Below are 16,080 nucleotides of genomic sequence, written 5' to 3'. Positions count from 1 at the left end.
CGACACAATCGAATAGTTCGTATGACTTTCATATCGGCAGATGTTTGCGATACTGGCATTCGCTGGGTGATCACGACATCACAGCGAACTCAAGGAGGAGCCGTCATGTGCAAACGTCTGTGGGCTGGCGCGCGGCGCCGCGCCCAAAACCTGTGCCGCCGACACCCTGGCCGGCCTATTCGCCGCTGGATCCAGCCGTGGCGCGCTTTGCGGGTGCGGCCCGCTACCTGGTCTGGCGCCGCGACCAGGACTGGACTGCGGTGATCGACGGGCTGCACTGGGGGCCGGCGCTGGCGCCCCGGTGGTGGGCATGGCGACATCGCCATTGGCGGCTGCTGGCCGCCGGCATGGGAGTGCTGGGCAGTGCGGGCGGGCTGTGGCTCGCCAGTGCATCCGCCGGCGGCTGGTTGCTGGCGTGGGCGGCGCTGGGTCTGGTCGAGCTCGGTATGCGCGCGTCTGCGGTGCGGCAGGCCAGCCGCTGGCGGTGCGCGGCCCTGCAGCGTGCTGGCTGGCAGCCGGTGACCCAGCTGCGCGCCATCAGTGTCGAGGATGCCGTCACCACCGCGCGAATCCGCAGCGGTGAACTTCGGCCGGAGTGAGTCAGTGGCGGCGAACGCCGTCGATGCGTACCCATTCCGCGTCGTATTCGCAGTGCAGGTGCTCGAACCAGGGCGTGTAGCGCTGCACCAGGTCCTGCTCCTGGCCCTGCATGATGCCCGACAGCGCAATGCGCCCGCCGGGCGCCACGCGCGCGGCCAGGGTCTCGGCCAGCGCGTCCAGTGCGGTGGCCAGGATATTGGCCAGCACCACCGGGTAGGTCTGCACGGGTTCGTCCTGCGGCAGGTACACCTGCATTTGCGCTTCCATCGCATTGCGCTCGGCATTTTCGGCCGTGGCCAGCAATGCCTGTGGGTCGTAATCCACGCCCACCGCGTTGGCCGCACCGAGCTTGAGCGCGGCCAGGGCCAGGATGCCGGAGCCGCAACCGAAATCCAGCACGCTGCGGCCCTGCAACTGGCCCTCGCCGGCCAGCGCATCGAGCCAGCGCAGGCACAGCGCGGTGGTCTGGTGGGTGCCCGAGCCGAAGGCCAGGCCCGGGTCCAGCCGCACCACCGCCGCGTCGGGCGTGTTGGCCTCTTCGGGCAGGTCCTGATTCCACGGCACGATGAAGGTGCGCGCGCCAAAGCGCATCGGCTTGAACTGGTCGATCCAGGCCCGTTCCCAGGCGCTGTCTTCCACCCTGCGAAACGTGGCATGGCGCGTGTCCAGGCTCGGGTCGAAGGCTTCCAGCGCGGCCAGCAGCATCAGCGGGTCGCTGTCGCCGTCGAACAGCGCGGTGAGCGCTGTCTCCTCCCACACCCGCACCTCGCCCACGCCCGGCTCAAGGATGGCGCGCTCGTTGATGGTGCCGGCATGGGCATCGAGCATGGTCACGGCCAAGGCGCCCACATCTTCCAGCGCGTTCTCGAAACGGGGCTGGGTGGCGCGGGTGCAGGGCAGGGTCAATTCAAGGAACGGCATCGGGACGGTCGCGGCGGTAAAACGTGCATCGTAGACGATTCGCGCGCCGCGCCCTGAGCGGCGCGTGGCAGCACGGCCCATCGCCTGCGCTGGGAAACGTGTTGTCTGCGGCTGCACCTGTTTGTTCGAGGGAAGGAGAGCGGCAGCCTTCTGCGTGTGTGGCGTGCTCGGTAACGATCCTTTGGATGGAACGAATCACCGAATCATCGAATCCCAAATCCCAAATCGCCGATTCCCAATTCCCAATTCCCAATTCCCAATTCCCAATTCCCAATTCCCAATTCCCAATTCCCAATTCCCAATTCCCAATTCCCAATTCCCAATTCCCAATTCCCAATTCCCAATTCCCACAAAAGCGCTAGCGCCCGCTTCAGCGCCGACCCGCAGCAGCGCCGGTGATAGACTCCGCGCCGTCGCTGCGGGACGTTCCCGCGCCAGGCCTGTTGCCGTCCATGCCGCTCGTTCGTGCCCGCCATCTCTGGCTGTTGCTCGCTCCCGCCGCGCTTGCGGCGGCGTGGTGGCAGGCGCGTCCGCAGACAGCGGGCATCTCGCCCGCGGCCGTCGTGGAGACTGCGGCTGCGCACGTCGTGCCCACAGCCGGCAAACCGCACGCGGTGCCCGAGCGCAGCGCTGCGTTGCAGCTGGCGCGCGGCACCGCAGGCGAGCCGCCGCAGGATCTCTACCGCTACGCGCAGCAACTGCAGCAACAAGTGCGCGCCGGTGATGCGCAGGCCGGTTGGCGCCTGAGCCGGGTCTACGACTACTGCGCTCCTTATGCGATGAGCCCGGCTGGCTACGCGGCCGACAGTGCCTGGATCGCCACCCAACCCGCGCCCGGCGTGGCCGCCATGCACGCCGCACGCGAACGCGTGGCGCAGCGCTGCGCCGGCTTCGCGCCCAGCGACGGGCTGAGTCCGCGCGTGGTGGCCCAGCAACGTCAGGCCGCCGCGCGTGCCGGCAGCCTCGCTGCAGAAGCGGCCATGCTTGCGTTGGGCGAACCCTTGCAGACCACGCCCGGCTACAAGCGCGCGCTGGTGCAGCGCGTGCTGGCCTCGCGCGACCCGGAAGCGTATCTGGCGCTTGCGCCGGCGATGGGCGCGCGCGCCAGTGGCGATGACAGCCTGGACGGTTATGTGGCGGGCGATCAGTTCGCCGAGTTGGCCTGGCAGGTCGCCGCGTGCCGGCTGGGCCTGGATTGCAGTGCGCAAAGCACGCTGGTCACCAGTTATTGCGCCAACGCGGGCATCTGCTCGCGCGATAGCGCACAGGATTTCGTGTCGTTCGTATTCGATGCCGCGGTGCCGCGGCAGGGAGCAGACAAGGTGGATGAGATGGTCGATACACTCGTAACGCGGTCGGAGACACAGTCATGAACTACCGTCGGTTGGCGCACGGCGCCAAGTTCTGGTTCTGGGTGGCGCTGTTCGTGGCGTATTCGGCCGCAGCGGTGGGCATCGTGATGATCGACACCGCCGATCACCGCTACCAGCCGTTGTCGGTCAAGCGCATCACCGTCGGTGCCGACGCGCAGCTGCGCCAGCACGGCGCCAGCCAGGTGGCTGCGGTGTATCGCGCCAGCAGCGGCATGCCGTTCGCCTCGCTGCCGGCCGGCGCCACGTTCCAGGTGGTCTGGCCGGATGGCTCCACCGAAACCATGACTGTGGTCGACCCATCCTCGCCCAGCGGCGCGGTGCCGGTGCCGGGCAGCCAGCAACCGGCAGCAAAGCGCCGTTGAGTGCCACGGATGTGCAGTGATGCACGATTACGCGTGCAAGCGGCCAATGGCCGCGCACGCGATGCGCTCCACACGTCGAAGCCGGTCACGCAGTTCGGCGCGCAGGCGTGACGCGCAGATCGTTCGCCACGCAGCACTGATGCATGGCCGCGCACGCGACGCGCTCCATGCGATGAAGCCGGTCAAGCAGTTCGGCGCGCAAGCATGACGCGCAGGTCGTTCGCCACGCAGCACTGACGCATGGCCGCGCACGCGATGCGCTCCATGCGATGAAGCCGGTCACACGGTTCGGCGCGTAGACGTGACGCGCAAGTCGTTCGCCAGATAACACGCCGGCGCAATGCCGCGGCCCCGCAGTTTGAACACCACGCTCCCAGCGCACACGCAGACACGAAAAAGGCGGGTTTCCCCGCCTTTTTCTTGGCCAGCGCTACCGCGATCAGACCAGCGCGATGGACTTGTTCTTGCGCTCGGCCAGGCGCTTTTCCAGGTAGTGGATGTTCTGCCCACCGGCCTGGAAGCCCTTGTCGCGCATGATGCGCTGCTGCAGCGGGATGTTGGTCTTGATGCCGTCCACCACCATCTCGCTCAGCGCCACGCGCATGCGCGCGATCGCGGTCTCGCGGTCCGGGCCGTGCACGATCAGCTTGCCGATCATCGAGTCGTAGTTCGGCGGCACCTTGTAGCCGGCATAGATGTGCGTATCCACGCGCACGCCCGGGCCACCCGGCGGATGGAAGGCAGTGATCAGGCCCGGGTTGGGCATGAAGGTTTCCGGGTCTTCGGCGTTGATGCGGCATTCGATCGCATGCCCGCGCAGCACGATGTCGCTCTGCTTGATGCTCAGCTTGTGGCCGGCGGCGATGCGCAGCTGCTCGCACACCAGGTCGATGCCGGTGATGCGCTCGGTCACCGGGTGTTCCACCTGGATACGCGTGTTCATTTCGATGAAGTAGAACCTGCCGCCTTCGAACAGGAATTCGAAGGTGCCCGCGCCGCGGTAACCGATGCGGATGCACGCATCCACGCAGACCTTGCCGATCTCAGCGCGCAGTTCTTCGGTGATGCCCGGTGCCGGCGCTTCTTCCACCACTTTCTGGTGACGGCGCTGCATCGAGCAATCGCGCTCGCCCAGATGGATGGCGTTGCCCTGGCCATCGGCAAGCACCTGGATTTCCACATGGCGTGGGTTCTCCAGGAACTTCTCCATGTAGACCTGATCGTTGCTGAAAGCGGCCTTGGCTTCGGACTTGGTGGTTTCGATCGCCGCCTTCAGCGCGGCCTCCGAATGCACCACGCGCATGCCGCGTCCACCTCCGCCGCCGGCGGCCTTGATGATCACCGGGTAGCCGATTTCGCGCGCGATCTTGGTATTGGCGATGATCTCATCGCCCAGCGGGCCGCCCGAGCCGGGCACGCACGGTACGCCGGCGGCCTTCATCGCGCGGATCGCCTCGACCTTGTCGCCCATCAGGCGGATGGTGTCGGCCTTGGGGCCGATGAAGATGAAGCCGGATTCTTCCACCCGCTCGGCAAAATCGGCGTTTTCCGAGAGAAACCCGTAGCCGGGGTGGATGGCCTGCGCGTCGGTGACCTCGGCCGCGGCGATCAGCGCCGGGATGTTGAGGTAACTGTCGCTGGACGCGGCCGGGCCGATACACACCGACTCGTCGGCCATGGCCACGTGCTTGAGGTTACGGTCGACCGTGGAGTGCACCGCGACCGTGCGGATGCCGAGCGTGTGGCACGCGCGCAGGATGCGCAGCGCGATTTCACCTCGGTTGGCAATGACGACTTTATCGAGCATGGGAATAGGGAGTCGGGAATGGGGAATGGGTAGATGCGGGCATCAGGCGGCTCCACGTCTGCGTAGGGCGTTCATCAGTGCAGTGAGCTTGGCGAACACCAGGTCGACCTGACGGCGGACGCTCTGGTCATCTTCACTGCGGCTGTAACCCAGTCGGGCGGCGATCTGGACTTGCGTGTCCAGTTCGGAAAGCGATCCACGTGCGATGGACAGAAAACGGGAGTAATCGGGAGTGGAGCGTCGTGCCGCACCTTCGGCGGTGTTCGACGGGATGCTGACGGCTGCGCGGCGCACCTGCGCAGTCAGGCCGTAACGCTCCTGGTCGGGAAATACCTCGGTCAGCCGGTAGATCATTTCGACGAGCTCCATGGAATCACGCCAGGCGTCCAGAGTTTCGTGAGGCCGCTGTGCCGATTCCCGATTCTCCACTCCCGATTCCCGGCAAATCAGCCAATCACAAACAGCGGCTGATCGAACTCCACCGGCTGGCCGGTGTCGCTGAGGACGGCGACGATGGTGCCGGAGATGTCGGCTTCGATCGGGTTGAACATCTTCATCGCTTCGATGATCGCCAGCGTCTCGCCGGCCTTGACCTGCTGGCCCACGGTGACGAAGGCCGGCTTGTCCGGCGAGGGCGAGGTGTAGAACGTGCCGACCATCGGCGCGCGCAGCACGTGGCCTTCCGGCAAGGCAGCGCCCTGCTTGGCGCCACCGGTGGAGGCTTCGGTGGGCGACTGCATCGGCATGGTGGCCGCCGGTGCGGGCGCGGCGGGGGCCGGCGCGTACTGCTGCATCGGGGCGCTCATCACCTGGGTGCCCTTGGGCACGCGGGCCAGACGCACGCTTTCTTCGCCTTCCTTGATCTCGATTTCGGCGAGATTGGATTCTTCGAGCAGGTCGATCAGTTTCTTGATTTTGCGGAGATCCATAAGGGCCTCTTGAGGTGAATCGGTGGAGAGTGCCGGCGGGTGCCGGCGGAATGGGGTGGGGTTGGGCGCGAAGTGCGCGTCAGCTGTCGCGCTCCAGGCGCGCGATCACCGCTACCAGCGCCAGCCGGTAGCTGTCGGCGCCGAAGCCGCAGATCACGCCGGCGGCCTTGTCGCTCAGATAGCTGTGGTGCCGGAACGGCTCACGGGTGTGCGGGTTGGACAGATGGATTTCCACGAACGGCAGGCCGACACCCAGCAGCGCATCGCGCAGCGACACCGAGGTGTGGGTGAAGGCGGCCGGGTTGATCAGGATGAAGGCGGTGCCGTCTTCGCGCGCGGCGTGGATGCGCTCCACCAGCACGTGCTCGGCATTGGACTGCAGGCAGTCCAGCGTGTGCCCGGCCGCCTGCGCACGGTTCACCAGCGCCGCATCGATCTGCGCCAGCGTGGTGCGCCCGTAGACCTCCGGCTCGCGGGTGCCGAGCAGGTTGAGGTTGGGGCCGTGCAACAGCAGCAGGTGGGCCATGACATCCGGAAGAGCGGAAAGGCCGGAAGTCTGCGCGATGCAGGCGATGCTGTCCAGATGGGCGAAGTTATCGATGTTTTAAACAATCGTTTGATTCTTGCGCCGCCCCCGCGCCAAGCGTGGATTGGCGGGCTGTGCCGCGCATGAAGCGCTGGTGCATAGCGTGCTGGAGCGGGCGCGTTGCAGTTCGCTACGCGCATGTGGCCTCAGGCGCTGCACCGAGACCGCACCTGGAGTATCCAGTCTTCCGTGTCGGCGAACCGTGCGAATGCGCGCAGATTGCCACCCGATGGCAGCAGCGCACGTGTGGGGTGCTCGGGTGCGTTGTCGACCGAATTGGCGCCACAGACCGCATTGGCAGCTCTTGGCAGCCCGGGCGCTGAAGCGATGACCTCCAAACACGCGCAGTGCGAGCGCGCTGGGGCAGCGTTTCGCGACCCGATGGCAGCACGCGTCAGGGCGGGAGAAGCAAATCTGTTGCCGACCCGCGTCAGCGTGCGCCACAGACCGCGCGTGCCAGTTCTGGGTGGCCCAGCCATGCGCACGAAGCGATGGCATTCCGGGGGTGCCCCGTGCGAGCGCGTTGGCTGCGGTGCGTTTGCTTGAAGCCTGAGCGCGCTGCGCGCTGCGGGCAGCAGCGCATCACCCAGCGCGCAAATTACTGCGCAATGGCAGCAATGCAGATGCGGGGTGTTCAAACACGCGTGGCCGACCGAAGTTGCGCGGCAGACCGCGCCGCCAACTGGCGGCCGCTCACACGTGATGACGCCATTGCCCTCAGCCGGTCACCGGAACACGCCATGCCAGCGCACCGCGGCAGTCAGTACTGCTTGGCCGAGGCCTCAGCGCGCCGCGCGCAGCAACGCATCCTCGGTGATGGCGCCGGTGAGCACGGTGGGCAGCACCGCCGGCGGTGCGCCGGGGCCGTAGACCACGTACAGCGGCACGCCGACCGCCTGGTGCTGGTCGAGGAAGGCGCTGATCTTCGGGTCGACGTTGGTCCAGTCGCCCTTCATGTAGACCGCATCCACGCGGCGCAACGCGTCGCGGAAGTCGGTGCTGCTCAGCACGTTCTTTTCGTTGGCCTTGCAGGTCACGCACCAGTCGGCGGTCATGTTGACGAACACCACGCGGTTGTCTGCGCGCAGGCGGTCCAGCAACTCGGGGGTGTAGGTGACGCTGCCTTCGGTGGCGGTGGCACGCGGCAGGCTGAGGCGGGTGACCGCCACCACCGGCACGATCGCCAGCACCAGCATCGCCGCGGCCAGGCCCATGCCCAGGCGATGGCTGTTCCAGCGGCTGCGTTCGAACCACCACAGGCCCAGCGCCAGCAAGGTGGCGCCGACCAGCATCAGCGCCAGCGCATCCACGCCACGCTGCTTGCCCAGCACCCACAGCAGCCAGATCGCGGTGAGGTACATCGGGAAGGCCAGCACCTGCTTGAGCGTCTCCATCCAGGCGCCGGGCGTGGGCAGCCGCCACGCCAGCGAGGGGATGAAGCCGATCAGCAGGAACGGCAGCGCCAGGCCCAGGCCCAGGGTCAGGAATACCAGCATCGCCAGCGGTGCCGGCGCGGTGAACGCATACGCCAGCGCGGTGCCCATGAACGGTGCAATGCACGGGCTGGCGACCACGCAGGCCAGCACGCCGGTGAAGAAGTCGCCCAGCGGCCCATTGCGCGCGGCCAGCGATTGGCCGATGCCGCCCAGGTTGCTGCCCAGCGTGAACACGCCCGACAGGCTCAGGCCCACCGCGAACATCAGGTAGGCCAACGCGGCCACGAACCACGGCTGCTGCAGCTGGAAGCCCCAGCCGGCAGCCTGGCCGGCAGCGCGCAGGCCGATCACCAGCCCGCCGATCGCAGCGAAGGACACCAGCACACCCAACGAATACCAGATGGCATGGCTGCGCGCGTGGTTGCGGCTCTCGCCGCTGTGGGCCAGGCCCAGCACCTTCAGCGACAGGATCGGCAGCACGCAGGGCATCAGGTTCAACACCAGCCCGCCGGCCAGCGCCAGCAGCAGGATGGCGAGCAGGTTGCGCTCCAGGTGCGGCGGGCGGCTGCGCTCCGGGTTGCCGGCCGTTGCATCGGGGCCAGGTGCGGCATACGCAGGCGGTGCTGGCGCGGCGCGCTCGGCGGCCACTTCACCGGCCGACAGCGGCGAGATCAGCAGCGGTGTGGCAGTGGCCTGGTTGTGCGGCGACACCGTGCCGGCCGGCAGGTCCAGGCGCACGCGCCGGGTCATCGGCGGGTAGCAGATGCCATCGGACTGGCAGCCCTGGAAGGTGGCCACCAGCGTCACGCGGGCCGGATCGGGGCGGTCGCGCAGCAGCGGCAGGGTGACTTCGGCCTGGTCGAAATACACCACCACATCGCCGAAGTGCTCGTCGCGGTGGGTGCGGCCCTGCGGCCACCGCGGCAGGCCGGTGCGGATGTCGCTGGTGCCTTCCAGCGACAGCGAGGTGCGGTCGCGGTAGAGGTAGTAGCCGGGGGCCGGGGTGAAACGCAGCAGCAGGCTGTTGCCGTCGCCGACGATCGCCTCAAACTTGAAGGCCTGGTCGGCCGGCAGCGGCAGGGCGTCCACGCCAGCGGTCTGGCCGGGCGCGCCGAACAACCGTGCGCCACTGGGGCCGCGCGGCACCAGCGCGCCCAGGCTTTCGCGCGGCGGAGCGGCGGTTGGCGCGTCGGGCAGATCCACGCGCAGTTCGCGGCGTTGCGGCGGGTAGCACACGCCGGCATCGGCGCAGCCCTGGTATTGCACCTGCAGGATCGCGCTGCGCTGGCCGGGCGCGGCCTTGCCGGCCAGGCTGGCCTGCAGCGCGGTGCGGTAGGTCTGCACCTGGCCGAAGAATTCGTCGTGCTTGCTCTCGCCTTCAGGCAGATCCAGCGCACCGGCAGTGAAGCCCTGGCCGGATTTGACGCTGATGCGATGCCGGTACAGGTAGTAACCCGGGGCGATCTTCCAGGTCAGCGCGATGCGGTCACGCCCGTCGGCCTTGGCGCTCAGTGCGAAGGCCTGGTCCACCGGCAGCAGGTCTGCCTCGGTAACCGCCTGCGCCGCTGGCGCGGTCAGCAGCAGCGGCAAGGCGACGAACAGGGGCGCGACCAGTACGGCGCAGCGGGCGATCCAGCGGGACAGGGACTTCATGAACGTCAGGATTCCTTGCGGGTTTCGGCACGCACCCAGTCCAGATAGGCCGGCAGGCCGGCGCTGACCTGCACGGCAATGGCTTCGGGCACGTCGTAGGGATGCAACGCCTGCAGCCGCGCGATGGCGTCAGGCAGGCGGTCTTCCCAGGTCTTGATCAGCAACTGCACTTCGTTGGATTCCTCGATGGCCCCGTTCCAGTGGTACAGCGAACGTGCGCCGGGCAGTTGGGTGACGCAGGCGGCCAGCCGTTCCTCCAGCAGTGCCCGCGCGATGCGATCGGCGCTTTGGGCATCCGGGCAGGTGCTGAACAACAAATGGAGAGAGGAGGCGCTCATCAGACACGGCAGTGTAATCCCCCAATTGCGGGGGATCGACCGCGCCTTCCGGCACGGCGCCGCGGCTTCGTGGGCGATCGACGGCTTGATTCAGGATGGGGACGCCCGGGCGTTGGCAGGTCGGTAGTGGAGCGGGGCGATGTGGGGCCGGGTGCACGCGACCTGGGGTCCTGGCTAGGCAACCGGGGATCGATGCTTCATCGGACGCCAGGGCATTGTCGGCCCGACGGTCAGCGCGGCGATGCCGGCTAGGGCCGCAACTCAGGCGGCGCATACATTCGGTCATCTGCCGACGCAGGGCGTTGCGCTGCTGGCCAGGCCTGGCCTTCGTGGCCAGACCGTCCAGGGAGATTGCGTGTGGATGGGCGCGTGTTTTGGTGTGCCGCAGACCAGGCCGCCGCCGCTGTGCTCAACAAACGATGACAAGGCGGGCTGCGTCGCCCAGCAAAAACACCACTGCACTTCGAACCGGCGACGTAACCCAAACCGGCGCCACGCCAGGCACGCCGCCGCCGATGTCCCAGTGATGCGCGCCCGGCGGAACCCTGGCCGCCGGGCGCACATCGCACCGGCCCGACGCATCGTGCGCCGGGCCGGGGTGGATCAGTTGGCCAGCTGGCAGCTGGCCGGCTTGGCCGAGGAGAACAGGCTGGAGGTGGCCCATTCCGGGTGATCCACAAACGGGTTGCGGTTGCCCTGGAAGCTGAAAACCACCTGGTTGCGAGCGCGTTCGGCGTCGTCCGGCGGGTCGGCCTGGTGCCAGGCCAGCAGCGTGGACAGCAGGCCCATGTAGGCCGGCGAGGCCGAGGTCTGCACGATCCGGCTGCGATCGTCGGTGAGCTCCAGGTCCGGCTCGGACTGCCCGGTGGCCGCGTCAGTGCCGCCTTCATAGCGGATCGCCATGTACATCGCCGCGCGCGCCATGTCGCCCTTGCGCCGGCCCCACACCTCGAAGGTGCCGCCGTTGCCGTCGGGGGTGCGCACCCAGTTGGAATTGCCCGGGTAACGCCCGCTGCCACCGCCGCTGCCGTCGTTGACCTCGGTCACCCGCTCGCCGCAGCTGCTGGTGCAGGCGGCATAGGGCTTGTTGCCGCGGTCGGCATTGAAAGTGGTGTCGGTGAGATACAGCATGTGGGTATCGGTGTAGGGCGCGTACGGCAGGCCGCGGTCGCCGGTGGCGCTGCCGAAACCCAGCGAGTTGGGCCAGGTGTGCTCGCGGTTGTAGGTGAGCCCGCTGCCGGTGCCGGCCCGGTCACTGACCTTGGCGTAGCTACGGTTGCGATAGGCGTCCAGGATCCGCCCGCTGTTGTTGGGGTCCTCGTCGGCCATCTCCAGGATGGTCCAGGTGCTGGTGCCGGTGCCGCTGTACGGGTAGACCGTGTGGCCGCGGATGGTGGCGTTGAGCGAGCAGCGCAGCTGGCTGGGGCTGGTGGTGTTCACCCGCGAGTAGTAGCCGGTGCCGCCGCCGCTGGCCGTGGCCACGGTGAAGGCGATCGACTGATTGCCGGCCGGGCTCAGCCCGCTGGCGTCGCGGATGGCGCTGGCGGTGATGGCCAGGGTGCAGCGTTCGCCGCCGACCAGGGCGGTATTGGTGGACAGGGTGAAGCGGGTGCCAGTCGTCGGGTAGCTCAGCGCCACCGTGCCGGAGCTGGCGCAGCTCAGCGCGAACGCGCCGCTGCTCAACGTGACCGCCTCGCTGAAGCCCACGGTCAGGTCGCCCGCCGCCGGGAAACCGGTGGCGCCCTGGGTGGGCGTGGTGCTGGTGATGGTGGGTGCGCCGGTGGTGCCGCCACCGCCACTGCCGTTGAAGGTCTGGCCGCGGTTGCAGGCGCCGAAGGTCTGCGCCGACGAACCGGCCCAGCTGAAGTTGGCCGCGCTGCTGCCGGTGCCAGTCAATTGCAGCGAGCTGCCCACCGCGCTGCTGTTGCTCTCGCTCACCGGCAGGTTCTGGCTGGTGACGCCGGCGGCCGGGCCACCGCTGCCGGTGATGGCGCCTTCGTAGCTGAGGAACTGCACCAGTTGCCCGCTCGGGTCCACCAGTGCCACGCCGTCGTTGGGGCCGTTCTGCACGCCGTTGCTGGCGTAGCTGACCGTGGCGATGCGCACCTGGCTGCCGCAGCTGACCACGCTGCCGGCCGGTACCGCCGTGTTGGCGTAGCTCACCGCCGCGCTGGGCGCGCTGCCGTTGTAGAGATAGATGCGGTAGCCGCTCAGCGACTCGCCGGCGGTGGCCACCACTTCCACGCCTTCGCCGCTGTCGCCGGAGGCGCCCGCGTCGTCGTAGTGCACTTCGTTGATGAACACCGCCGCGTGCGCGGAGGGAGCGGCCAGCGCCACGGCGCAGGCCAGGGGGAGCGCACAGCGCAGGGACACAACTCGGGACGGCAACCTCATCGACAGCTCCTTGTGATCGGGGAATGCGGTCCCGACTGTAGAACCAACGCATGACAATCGTTGGTACCTGGTTCCATTTCGTTACCGCGCATGGGTGCGTCAGCGAAAAAATTTTGCGCCTGGCCCTTGAAAGCCGCGCGCCCAGCACAATCTCTGGCCCGCACCCGCTTTGTCGGGTTTTTTCCGCGCGCTGTGCTGGCAGTCGTCACATGCGAGTGCTAACATCGCCGATAATTTCCAGACCAATCAATCACTTAAGAGGGTCTTTCTCTATGAGCATCAAGCCGCTTCACGACCGCGTTGTAGTCAAGCCGATCGAAGCCGACGAAGTTTCCGCCGGCGGCATCGTGATCCCGGATTCCGCCAAGGAAAAGTCCACCAAGGGTGAAGTCGTCGCCATCGGCGCCGGCAAGCCCCTGGACAACGGCAGCCTGCGCGCGCCGGTGGTCAAGGTTGGCGACAAGGTCATCTACGGCCAGTACGCCGGCAGCAGCTACAAGTCCGAAGGCGTCGAGTACAAGGTGCTGCGCGAAGACGACATCCTGGCGGTCATCGACTGATCAGGCGCTATGCGCTGGGAATCGGGAGTAGGGAGTCGGGAATCGGTAGAGCAGCCAACGCCCTCGCCATCCCACCCAGCCCCGGTATCCGCCTTTGATTGACCGATTCCCCATTCCCCATTCCCAATTTCCGGAGTTTCAACTAATGGCTGCTAAAGACATTCGTTTCGGTGAAGATGCGCGTACCCGTATGGTGCGTGGCGTCAACGTTCTCGCCAATGCCGTGAAGGCAACCCTGGGCCCGAAGGGCCGCAATGTCGTGCTCGAGAAGAGCTTCGGCGCACCGACCATCACCAAGGACGGCGTCTCCGTCGCCAAGGAAATCGAACTGGCTGACAAGTTCGAGAACATGGGCGCGCAGATGGTGAAGGAAGTCGCGTCGCGCACCAACGACAACGCCGGCGACGGCACCACCACCGCCACCGTGCTGGCCCAGGCCCTGATCCGCGAAGGCGCCAAGGCTGTGGCCGCCGGCATGAACCCGATGGACCTCAAGCGCGGTATCGACCAGGCCGTCAAGGCCGCCGTCATCGAGCTGAAGAACATCTCCAAGCCCACCACCGACGACAAGGCGATTGCCCAGGTCGGCACCATCTCGGCCAACTCGGACGAGTCGATCGGCAACATCATTGCCGAAGCGATGCAGAAGGTCGGCAAGGAAGGCGTGATCACCGTTGAAGAAGGCTCGGGCCTGGAAAACGAGCTGGACGTGGTCGAGGGCATGCAGTTCGATCGCGGCTACCTCTCCCCGTACTTCATCAACAACCAACAGAGCCAGTCGGCCGATCTGGACGACCCGTTCATCCTGCTGCACGACAAGAAGATCTCCAACGTGCGCGACCTGCTGCCCGTGCTGGAAGGCGTGGCCAAGGCCGGCAAGCCGCTGCTGATCGTGGCTGAAGAAGTCGAAGGCGAAGCGCTGGCGACCCTGGTGGTCAACACCATCCGTGGCATCGTCAAGGTCGTGGCCGTCAAGGCACCGGGCTTCGGCGACCGTCGCAAGGCGATGCTGGAAGACATGGCCGTGCTGACCGGCGGCACCGTGATCTCCGAGGAAGTGGGCTTGGCCCTGGAAAAGGCCACGATCAAGGATCTCGGCCGCGCAAAGAAGGTGCAGGTCTCCAAGGAGAACACCACCATCATCGACGGCGCCGGCGATTCGGCCACGATCGAGGCCCGCGTTGGCCAGATCAAGACCCAGATCGAAGACACCTCGTCCGATTACGACCGTGAGAAGCTGCAGGAACGCGTGGCCAAGCTGGCCGGCGGCGTTGCAGTGATCAAGGTCGGCGCATCGACCGAAATCGAAATGAAGGAAAAGAAGGCACGCGTCGAAGACGCCCTGCACGCCACCCGTGCAGCCGTCGAAGAAGGTGTGGTCCCGGGCGGCGGTGTGGCCCTGGTGCGTGCGCTGGTGGCTGTCGGCAACCTGACCGGTGCCAACGAAGACCAGACCCACGGCATCCAGATCGCCCTGCGCGCCATGGAAGCCCCGCTGCGCGAAATCGTGGCCAACGCCGGCGAAGAGCCGTCCGTGATCCTGAACAAGGTCAAGGAAGGTACCGGCAACTACGGCTACAACGCGGCCAACGGCGAGTTCGGCGACATGGTCGAGTTCGGCATCCTGGACCCGACCAAGGTCACCCGTTCGGCGCTGCAGAACGCAGCCTCGATCGCCGGCCTGATGATCACCACCGAAGCCATGGTGGCCGATGCCCCGAAGAAGGACGAGCCGGCAATGCCGGGCGGCGGTGGCGGCATGGGCGGCATGGGCGGTATGGATTTCTGATCCAGCCACTCGGTTGTTGCATCACAAAGGACCCCGCCGAAAGGCGGGGTTTTTTTGTGGGCGTCGATATGTGGGGAGGTCGATGCGTCGCTGAAATCACGACATGGGCTGCACGCGCTGTTGTAGGAGTCCGTTTGCGCTGGTGAGGCCTAGCCGATCGCGTTGGGCATGCCGTGGTGATCTTCCGGGTTGTTGCCGCATTACGAACGAGGCTTGCTTGCGCCGCTGCAGACGCATCGGCATGCTCGGCTGGATGCGGTGTTGTGTCGTAGGCGATGCCGCTCTCTGCGCTGCGTGTGGTTGCACCCGCGTCGCAGTCCAGCCATCTCCAGGAGAACGCCGATGCGTCGTCTGACCGCCCAGGATTTCCACCCCGATCTGCTCGCGCTGTACGACGGCTATGTGCACGGCAAACTCAGTCGGCGCGATTTTCTCGACCGCGCCGCTGCGTTCGCGGTGGCCGGGTTGAGTGCGGCGGCGATCCTGGAATCGCTGAGCCCCGACTACGCGCTCGCCACGCAAGTGGAGTTCACCGACCCGGACATCGTGGCCGAGTACATCACCTATCCCTCGCCCAACGGCCATGGCCAGGTGCGCGGCTATCTGGTGCGGCCGGCCAAGGTCACCGGCGCGGTGGCGGGCGTGGTGGTGGCGCACGAAAACCGCGGTCTCAATCCGTATATCGAAGATGTCGCGCGGCGCGTGGCCAAGGCCGGCTTTGTCGCGCTGGCACCGGATGGCCTGAGTTCGGTTGGTGGGTATCCCGGCAACGACGAAAAGGGCCGCGCGCTGCAGGCGCAGGTCGACCCGACCAAGCTGATGAACGATTTCTTCGCCGCAGTGGAGTTTTTGATGAGCCGCGAGCGCACCACCGGCAAGGTGGGCATTACCGGCTTCTGCTATGGCGGCGGCGTAGCCAATGCGGCGGCGGTGGCGTATCCCGAGCTGGCGGCGGCGGTGCCGTTCTATGGCCGTCAGCCCACCGATGCCGAGGTCGCCCGCATCCGCGCGCCACTGCTGCTGCATTACGCCGCAGAGGACGAGCGCGTCAATGCCGGCTGGCCGGCGTACGAGGCCGCGCTCAAGGCGCAGCGCAAGGTCTATCAGGCCTACGTGTATGCGGGGACCAACCACGGTTTCCATAACGATTCCACGCCGCGTTACGACAAGGCGGCCGCAACCCTGGCCTGGGATCGCACCATCGCGTGGTTCCGGCGATACCTGGTGTGAGTGGGTCGGTGCGGTCGTTGTAGTGTCGCCGATTACGCGCCGTTGGCGAGCGCGCCTCAGTGCGCCCTGACGCTAGCGCTGGCCGGGGTTCGGAGCGGGTCG

At 67.0% G+C, this 16,080-nt stretch carries 15 protein-coding genes; 7 read left to right on the top strand and 8 right to left on the bottom strand.

Annotated features, from left to right (window positions below):
- Positions 1–107 precede the first annotated feature (107 nt).
- The gene (locus ACD584_RS14195; RefSeq protein WP_228438041.1) at positions 108–599 is read left to right on the top strand and encodes a hypothetical protein; all 492 of its coding nucleotides are present in this window, start codon (positions 108–110) and stop codon (positions 597–599) included.
- Between the two features lies 1 nt (position 600).
- On the opposite strand, the gene prmA is transcribed toward ACD584_RS14195, so the two are convergent.
- Positions 601–1,521 carry a 50S ribosomal protein L11 methyltransferase gene (gene prmA, locus ACD584_RS14190; RefSeq protein WP_076037928.1) on the bottom strand — a complete coding sequence of 307 codons (921 nt, stop codon included), beginning with the start codon at positions 1,519–1,521 and terminating at the stop codon, positions 601–603.
- A gap of 452 nt (positions 1,522–1,973) precedes the next feature.
- Between prmA and ACD584_RS14185 the strand changes: the two genes are divergently transcribed.
- The 3 genes from ACD584_RS14185 to ACD584_RS14175 are packed head-to-tail and all read left to right on the top strand — an operon-like array spanning position 1,974 to position 3,464.
- Complete coding sequence (locus tag ACD584_RS14185; protein WP_076037318.1) at positions 1,974–2,894, top strand: hypothetical protein; 921 nt, start codon at positions 1,974–1,976, stop codon at positions 2,892–2,894.
- Positions 2,891–3,256, top strand: a complete 366-nt coding sequence (locus ACD584_RS14180; RefSeq protein ID WP_011035763.1) for a hypothetical protein — start codon at positions 2,891–2,893, stop codon at positions 3,254–3,256. Before ACD584_RS14185 ends, ACD584_RS14180 begins: the two co-directional genes overlap by 4 nt.
- Positions 3,257–3,275: 19 nt before the next feature.
- Positions 3,276–3,464 carry a hypothetical protein gene (locus tag ACD584_RS14175; RefSeq protein WP_139328398.1) on the top strand — a complete coding sequence of 63 codons (189 nt, stop codon included), beginning with the start codon at positions 3,276–3,278 and terminating at the stop codon, positions 3,462–3,464.
- Between the two features lie 231 nt (positions 3,465–3,695).
- Here ACD584_RS14175 and accC read toward each other — a convergent pair whose 3' ends face one another.
- From accC to ACD584_RS14140, 7 genes are all read right to left on the bottom strand, one after another.
- On the bottom strand, positions 3,696–5,063 hold the full coding sequence (gene accC, locus ACD584_RS14170; RefSeq protein ID WP_076037317.1) for an acetyl-CoA carboxylase biotin carboxylase subunit: 1,368 nt from the start codon (positions 5,061–5,063) through the stop codon (positions 3,696–3,698).
- A gap of 42 nt (positions 5,064–5,105) precedes the next feature.
- Positions 5,106–5,432, bottom strand: a complete 327-nt coding sequence (locus tag ACD584_RS14165) for a four helix bundle protein (protein WP_254843726.1) — start codon at positions 5,430–5,432, stop codon at positions 5,106–5,108.
- A gap of 77 nt (positions 5,433–5,509) precedes the next feature.
- Positions 5,510–5,992, bottom strand: coding sequence for an acetyl-CoA carboxylase biotin carboxyl carrier protein (accB, locus tag ACD584_RS14160; RefSeq protein WP_011035766.1), 483 nt, complete (start codon positions 5,990–5,992; stop codon positions 5,510–5,512).
- A gap of 79 nt (positions 5,993–6,071) precedes the next feature.
- Positions 6,072–6,518 carry a type II 3-dehydroquinate dehydratase gene (gene aroQ, locus ACD584_RS14155; protein WP_076037315.1) on the bottom strand — a complete coding sequence of 149 codons (447 nt, stop codon included), beginning with the start codon at positions 6,516–6,518 and terminating at the stop codon, positions 6,072–6,074.
- Positions 6,519–7,360: 842 nt separating this feature from the next.
- Positions 7,361–9,667, bottom strand: coding sequence for a protein-disulfide reductase DsbD (locus tag ACD584_RS14150; protein WP_076037314.1), 2,307 nt, complete (start codon positions 9,665–9,667; stop codon positions 7,361–7,363).
- A gap of 5 nt (positions 9,668–9,672) precedes the next feature.
- Entirely contained in the window at positions 9,673–10,005 is a 333-nt protein-coding gene (gene cutA / locus ACD584_RS14145) for a divalent-cation tolerance protein CutA (protein WP_070689538.1), read from the bottom strand.
- 603 nt (positions 10,006–10,608) lie between these two features.
- Positions 10,609–12,399 carry an endonuclease gene (locus ACD584_RS14140; RefSeq protein ID WP_076037313.1) on the bottom strand — a complete coding sequence of 597 codons (1,791 nt, stop codon included), beginning with the start codon at positions 12,397–12,399 and terminating at the stop codon, positions 10,609–10,611.
- A 272-nt stretch (positions 12,400–12,671) separates the two neighbouring features.
- Here ACD584_RS14140 and ACD584_RS14135 point away from each other — a divergent pair, with 272 nt between their 5' ends.
- The 3 genes from ACD584_RS14135 to yghX all read left to right on the top strand — a co-directional run bounded on the left by ACD584_RS14135 (position 12,672) and on the right by yghX (position 15,978).
- The gene (locus tag ACD584_RS14135) at positions 12,672–12,959 is read left to right on the top strand and encodes a co-chaperone GroES (protein WP_040940519.1); all 288 of its coding nucleotides are present in this window, start codon (positions 12,672–12,674) and stop codon (positions 12,957–12,959) included.
- Positions 12,960–13,104: 145 nt separating this feature from the next.
- Positions 13,105–14,748, top strand: a complete 1,644-nt coding sequence (gene groL, locus ACD584_RS14130; RefSeq protein WP_023902681.1) for a chaperonin GroEL — start codon at positions 13,105–13,107, stop codon at positions 14,746–14,748.
- Positions 14,749–15,090: 342 nt separating this feature from the next.
- Positions 15,091–15,978, top strand: a complete 888-nt coding sequence (gene yghX, locus ACD584_RS14125) for a YghX family hydrolase (protein ID WP_006451548.1) — start codon at positions 15,091–15,093, stop codon at positions 15,976–15,978.
- Positions 15,979–16,080: the final 102 nt, after the last annotated feature.

Source organism: Xanthomonas sp. NCPPB 2922 (assembly GCF_041520885.1).
Lineage (GTDB): Bacteria > Pseudomonadota > Gammaproteobacteria > Xanthomonadales > Xanthomonadaceae > Xanthomonas > Xanthomonas campestris.
The sequence above is the reverse complement of the archived record's forward strand: the minus strand, read 5'-3'. Positions and strand labels throughout refer to the sequence as shown.

Excerpts from the sequence above, each read along its gene's own strand:
- yghX (WP_006451548.1), top strand. The coding sequence starts at position 15,091 with ATGCGTCGTCTGACCGCCCAGGATTTCCACCCCGATCTGCTCGCGCTG.
- ACD584_RS14150 (WP_076037314.1), bottom strand. The coding sequence starts at position 9,667 with ATGAAGTCCCTGTCCCGCTGGATCGCCCGCTGCGCCGTACTGGTCGCG.
- accB (WP_011035766.1), bottom strand. The coding sequence starts at position 5,992 with ATGGATCTCCGCAAAATCAAGAAACTGATCGACCTGCTCGAAGAATCC.
- ACD584_RS14135 (WP_040940519.1), top strand. The coding sequence starts at position 12,672 with ATGAGCATCAAGCCGCTTCACGACCGCGTTGTAGTCAAGCCGATCGAA.
- ACD584_RS14175 (WP_139328398.1), top strand. The coding sequence starts at position 3,276 with ATGCACGATTACGCGTGCAAGCGGCCAATGGCCGCGCACGCGATGCGC.
- ACD584_RS14165 (WP_254843726.1), bottom strand. The coding sequence starts at position 5,432 with ATGGAGCTCGTCGAAATGATCTACCGGCTGACCGAGGTATTTCCCGAC.
- accC (WP_076037317.1), bottom strand. The coding sequence starts at position 5,063 with ATGCTCGATAAAGTCGTCATTGCCAACCGAGGTGAAATCGCGCTGCGC.
- cutA (WP_070689538.1), bottom strand. The coding sequence starts at position 10,005 with ATGAGCGCCTCCTCTCTCCATTTGTTGTTCAGCACCTGCCCGGATGCC.
- prmA (WP_076037928.1), bottom strand. The coding sequence starts at position 1,521 with ATGCCGTTCCTTGAATTGACCCTGCCCTGCACCCGCGCCACCCAGCCC.
- groL (WP_023902681.1), top strand. The coding sequence starts at position 13,105 with ATGGCTGCTAAAGACATTCGTTTCGGTGAAGATGCGCGTACCCGTATG.
- ACD584_RS14180 (WP_011035763.1), top strand. The coding sequence starts at position 2,891 with ATGAACTACCGTCGGTTGGCGCACGGCGCCAAGTTCTGGTTCTGGGTG.
- ACD584_RS14140 (WP_076037313.1), bottom strand. The coding sequence starts at position 12,399 with ATGAGGTTGCCGTCCCGAGTTGTGTCCCTGCGCTGTGCGCTCCCCCTG.
- ACD584_RS14185 (WP_076037318.1), top strand. The coding sequence starts at position 1,974 with ATGCCGCTCGTTCGTGCCCGCCATCTCTGGCTGTTGCTCGCTCCCGCC.
- aroQ (WP_076037315.1), bottom strand. The coding sequence starts at position 6,518 with ATGGCCCACCTGCTGCTGTTGCACGGCCCCAACCTCAACCTGCTCGGC.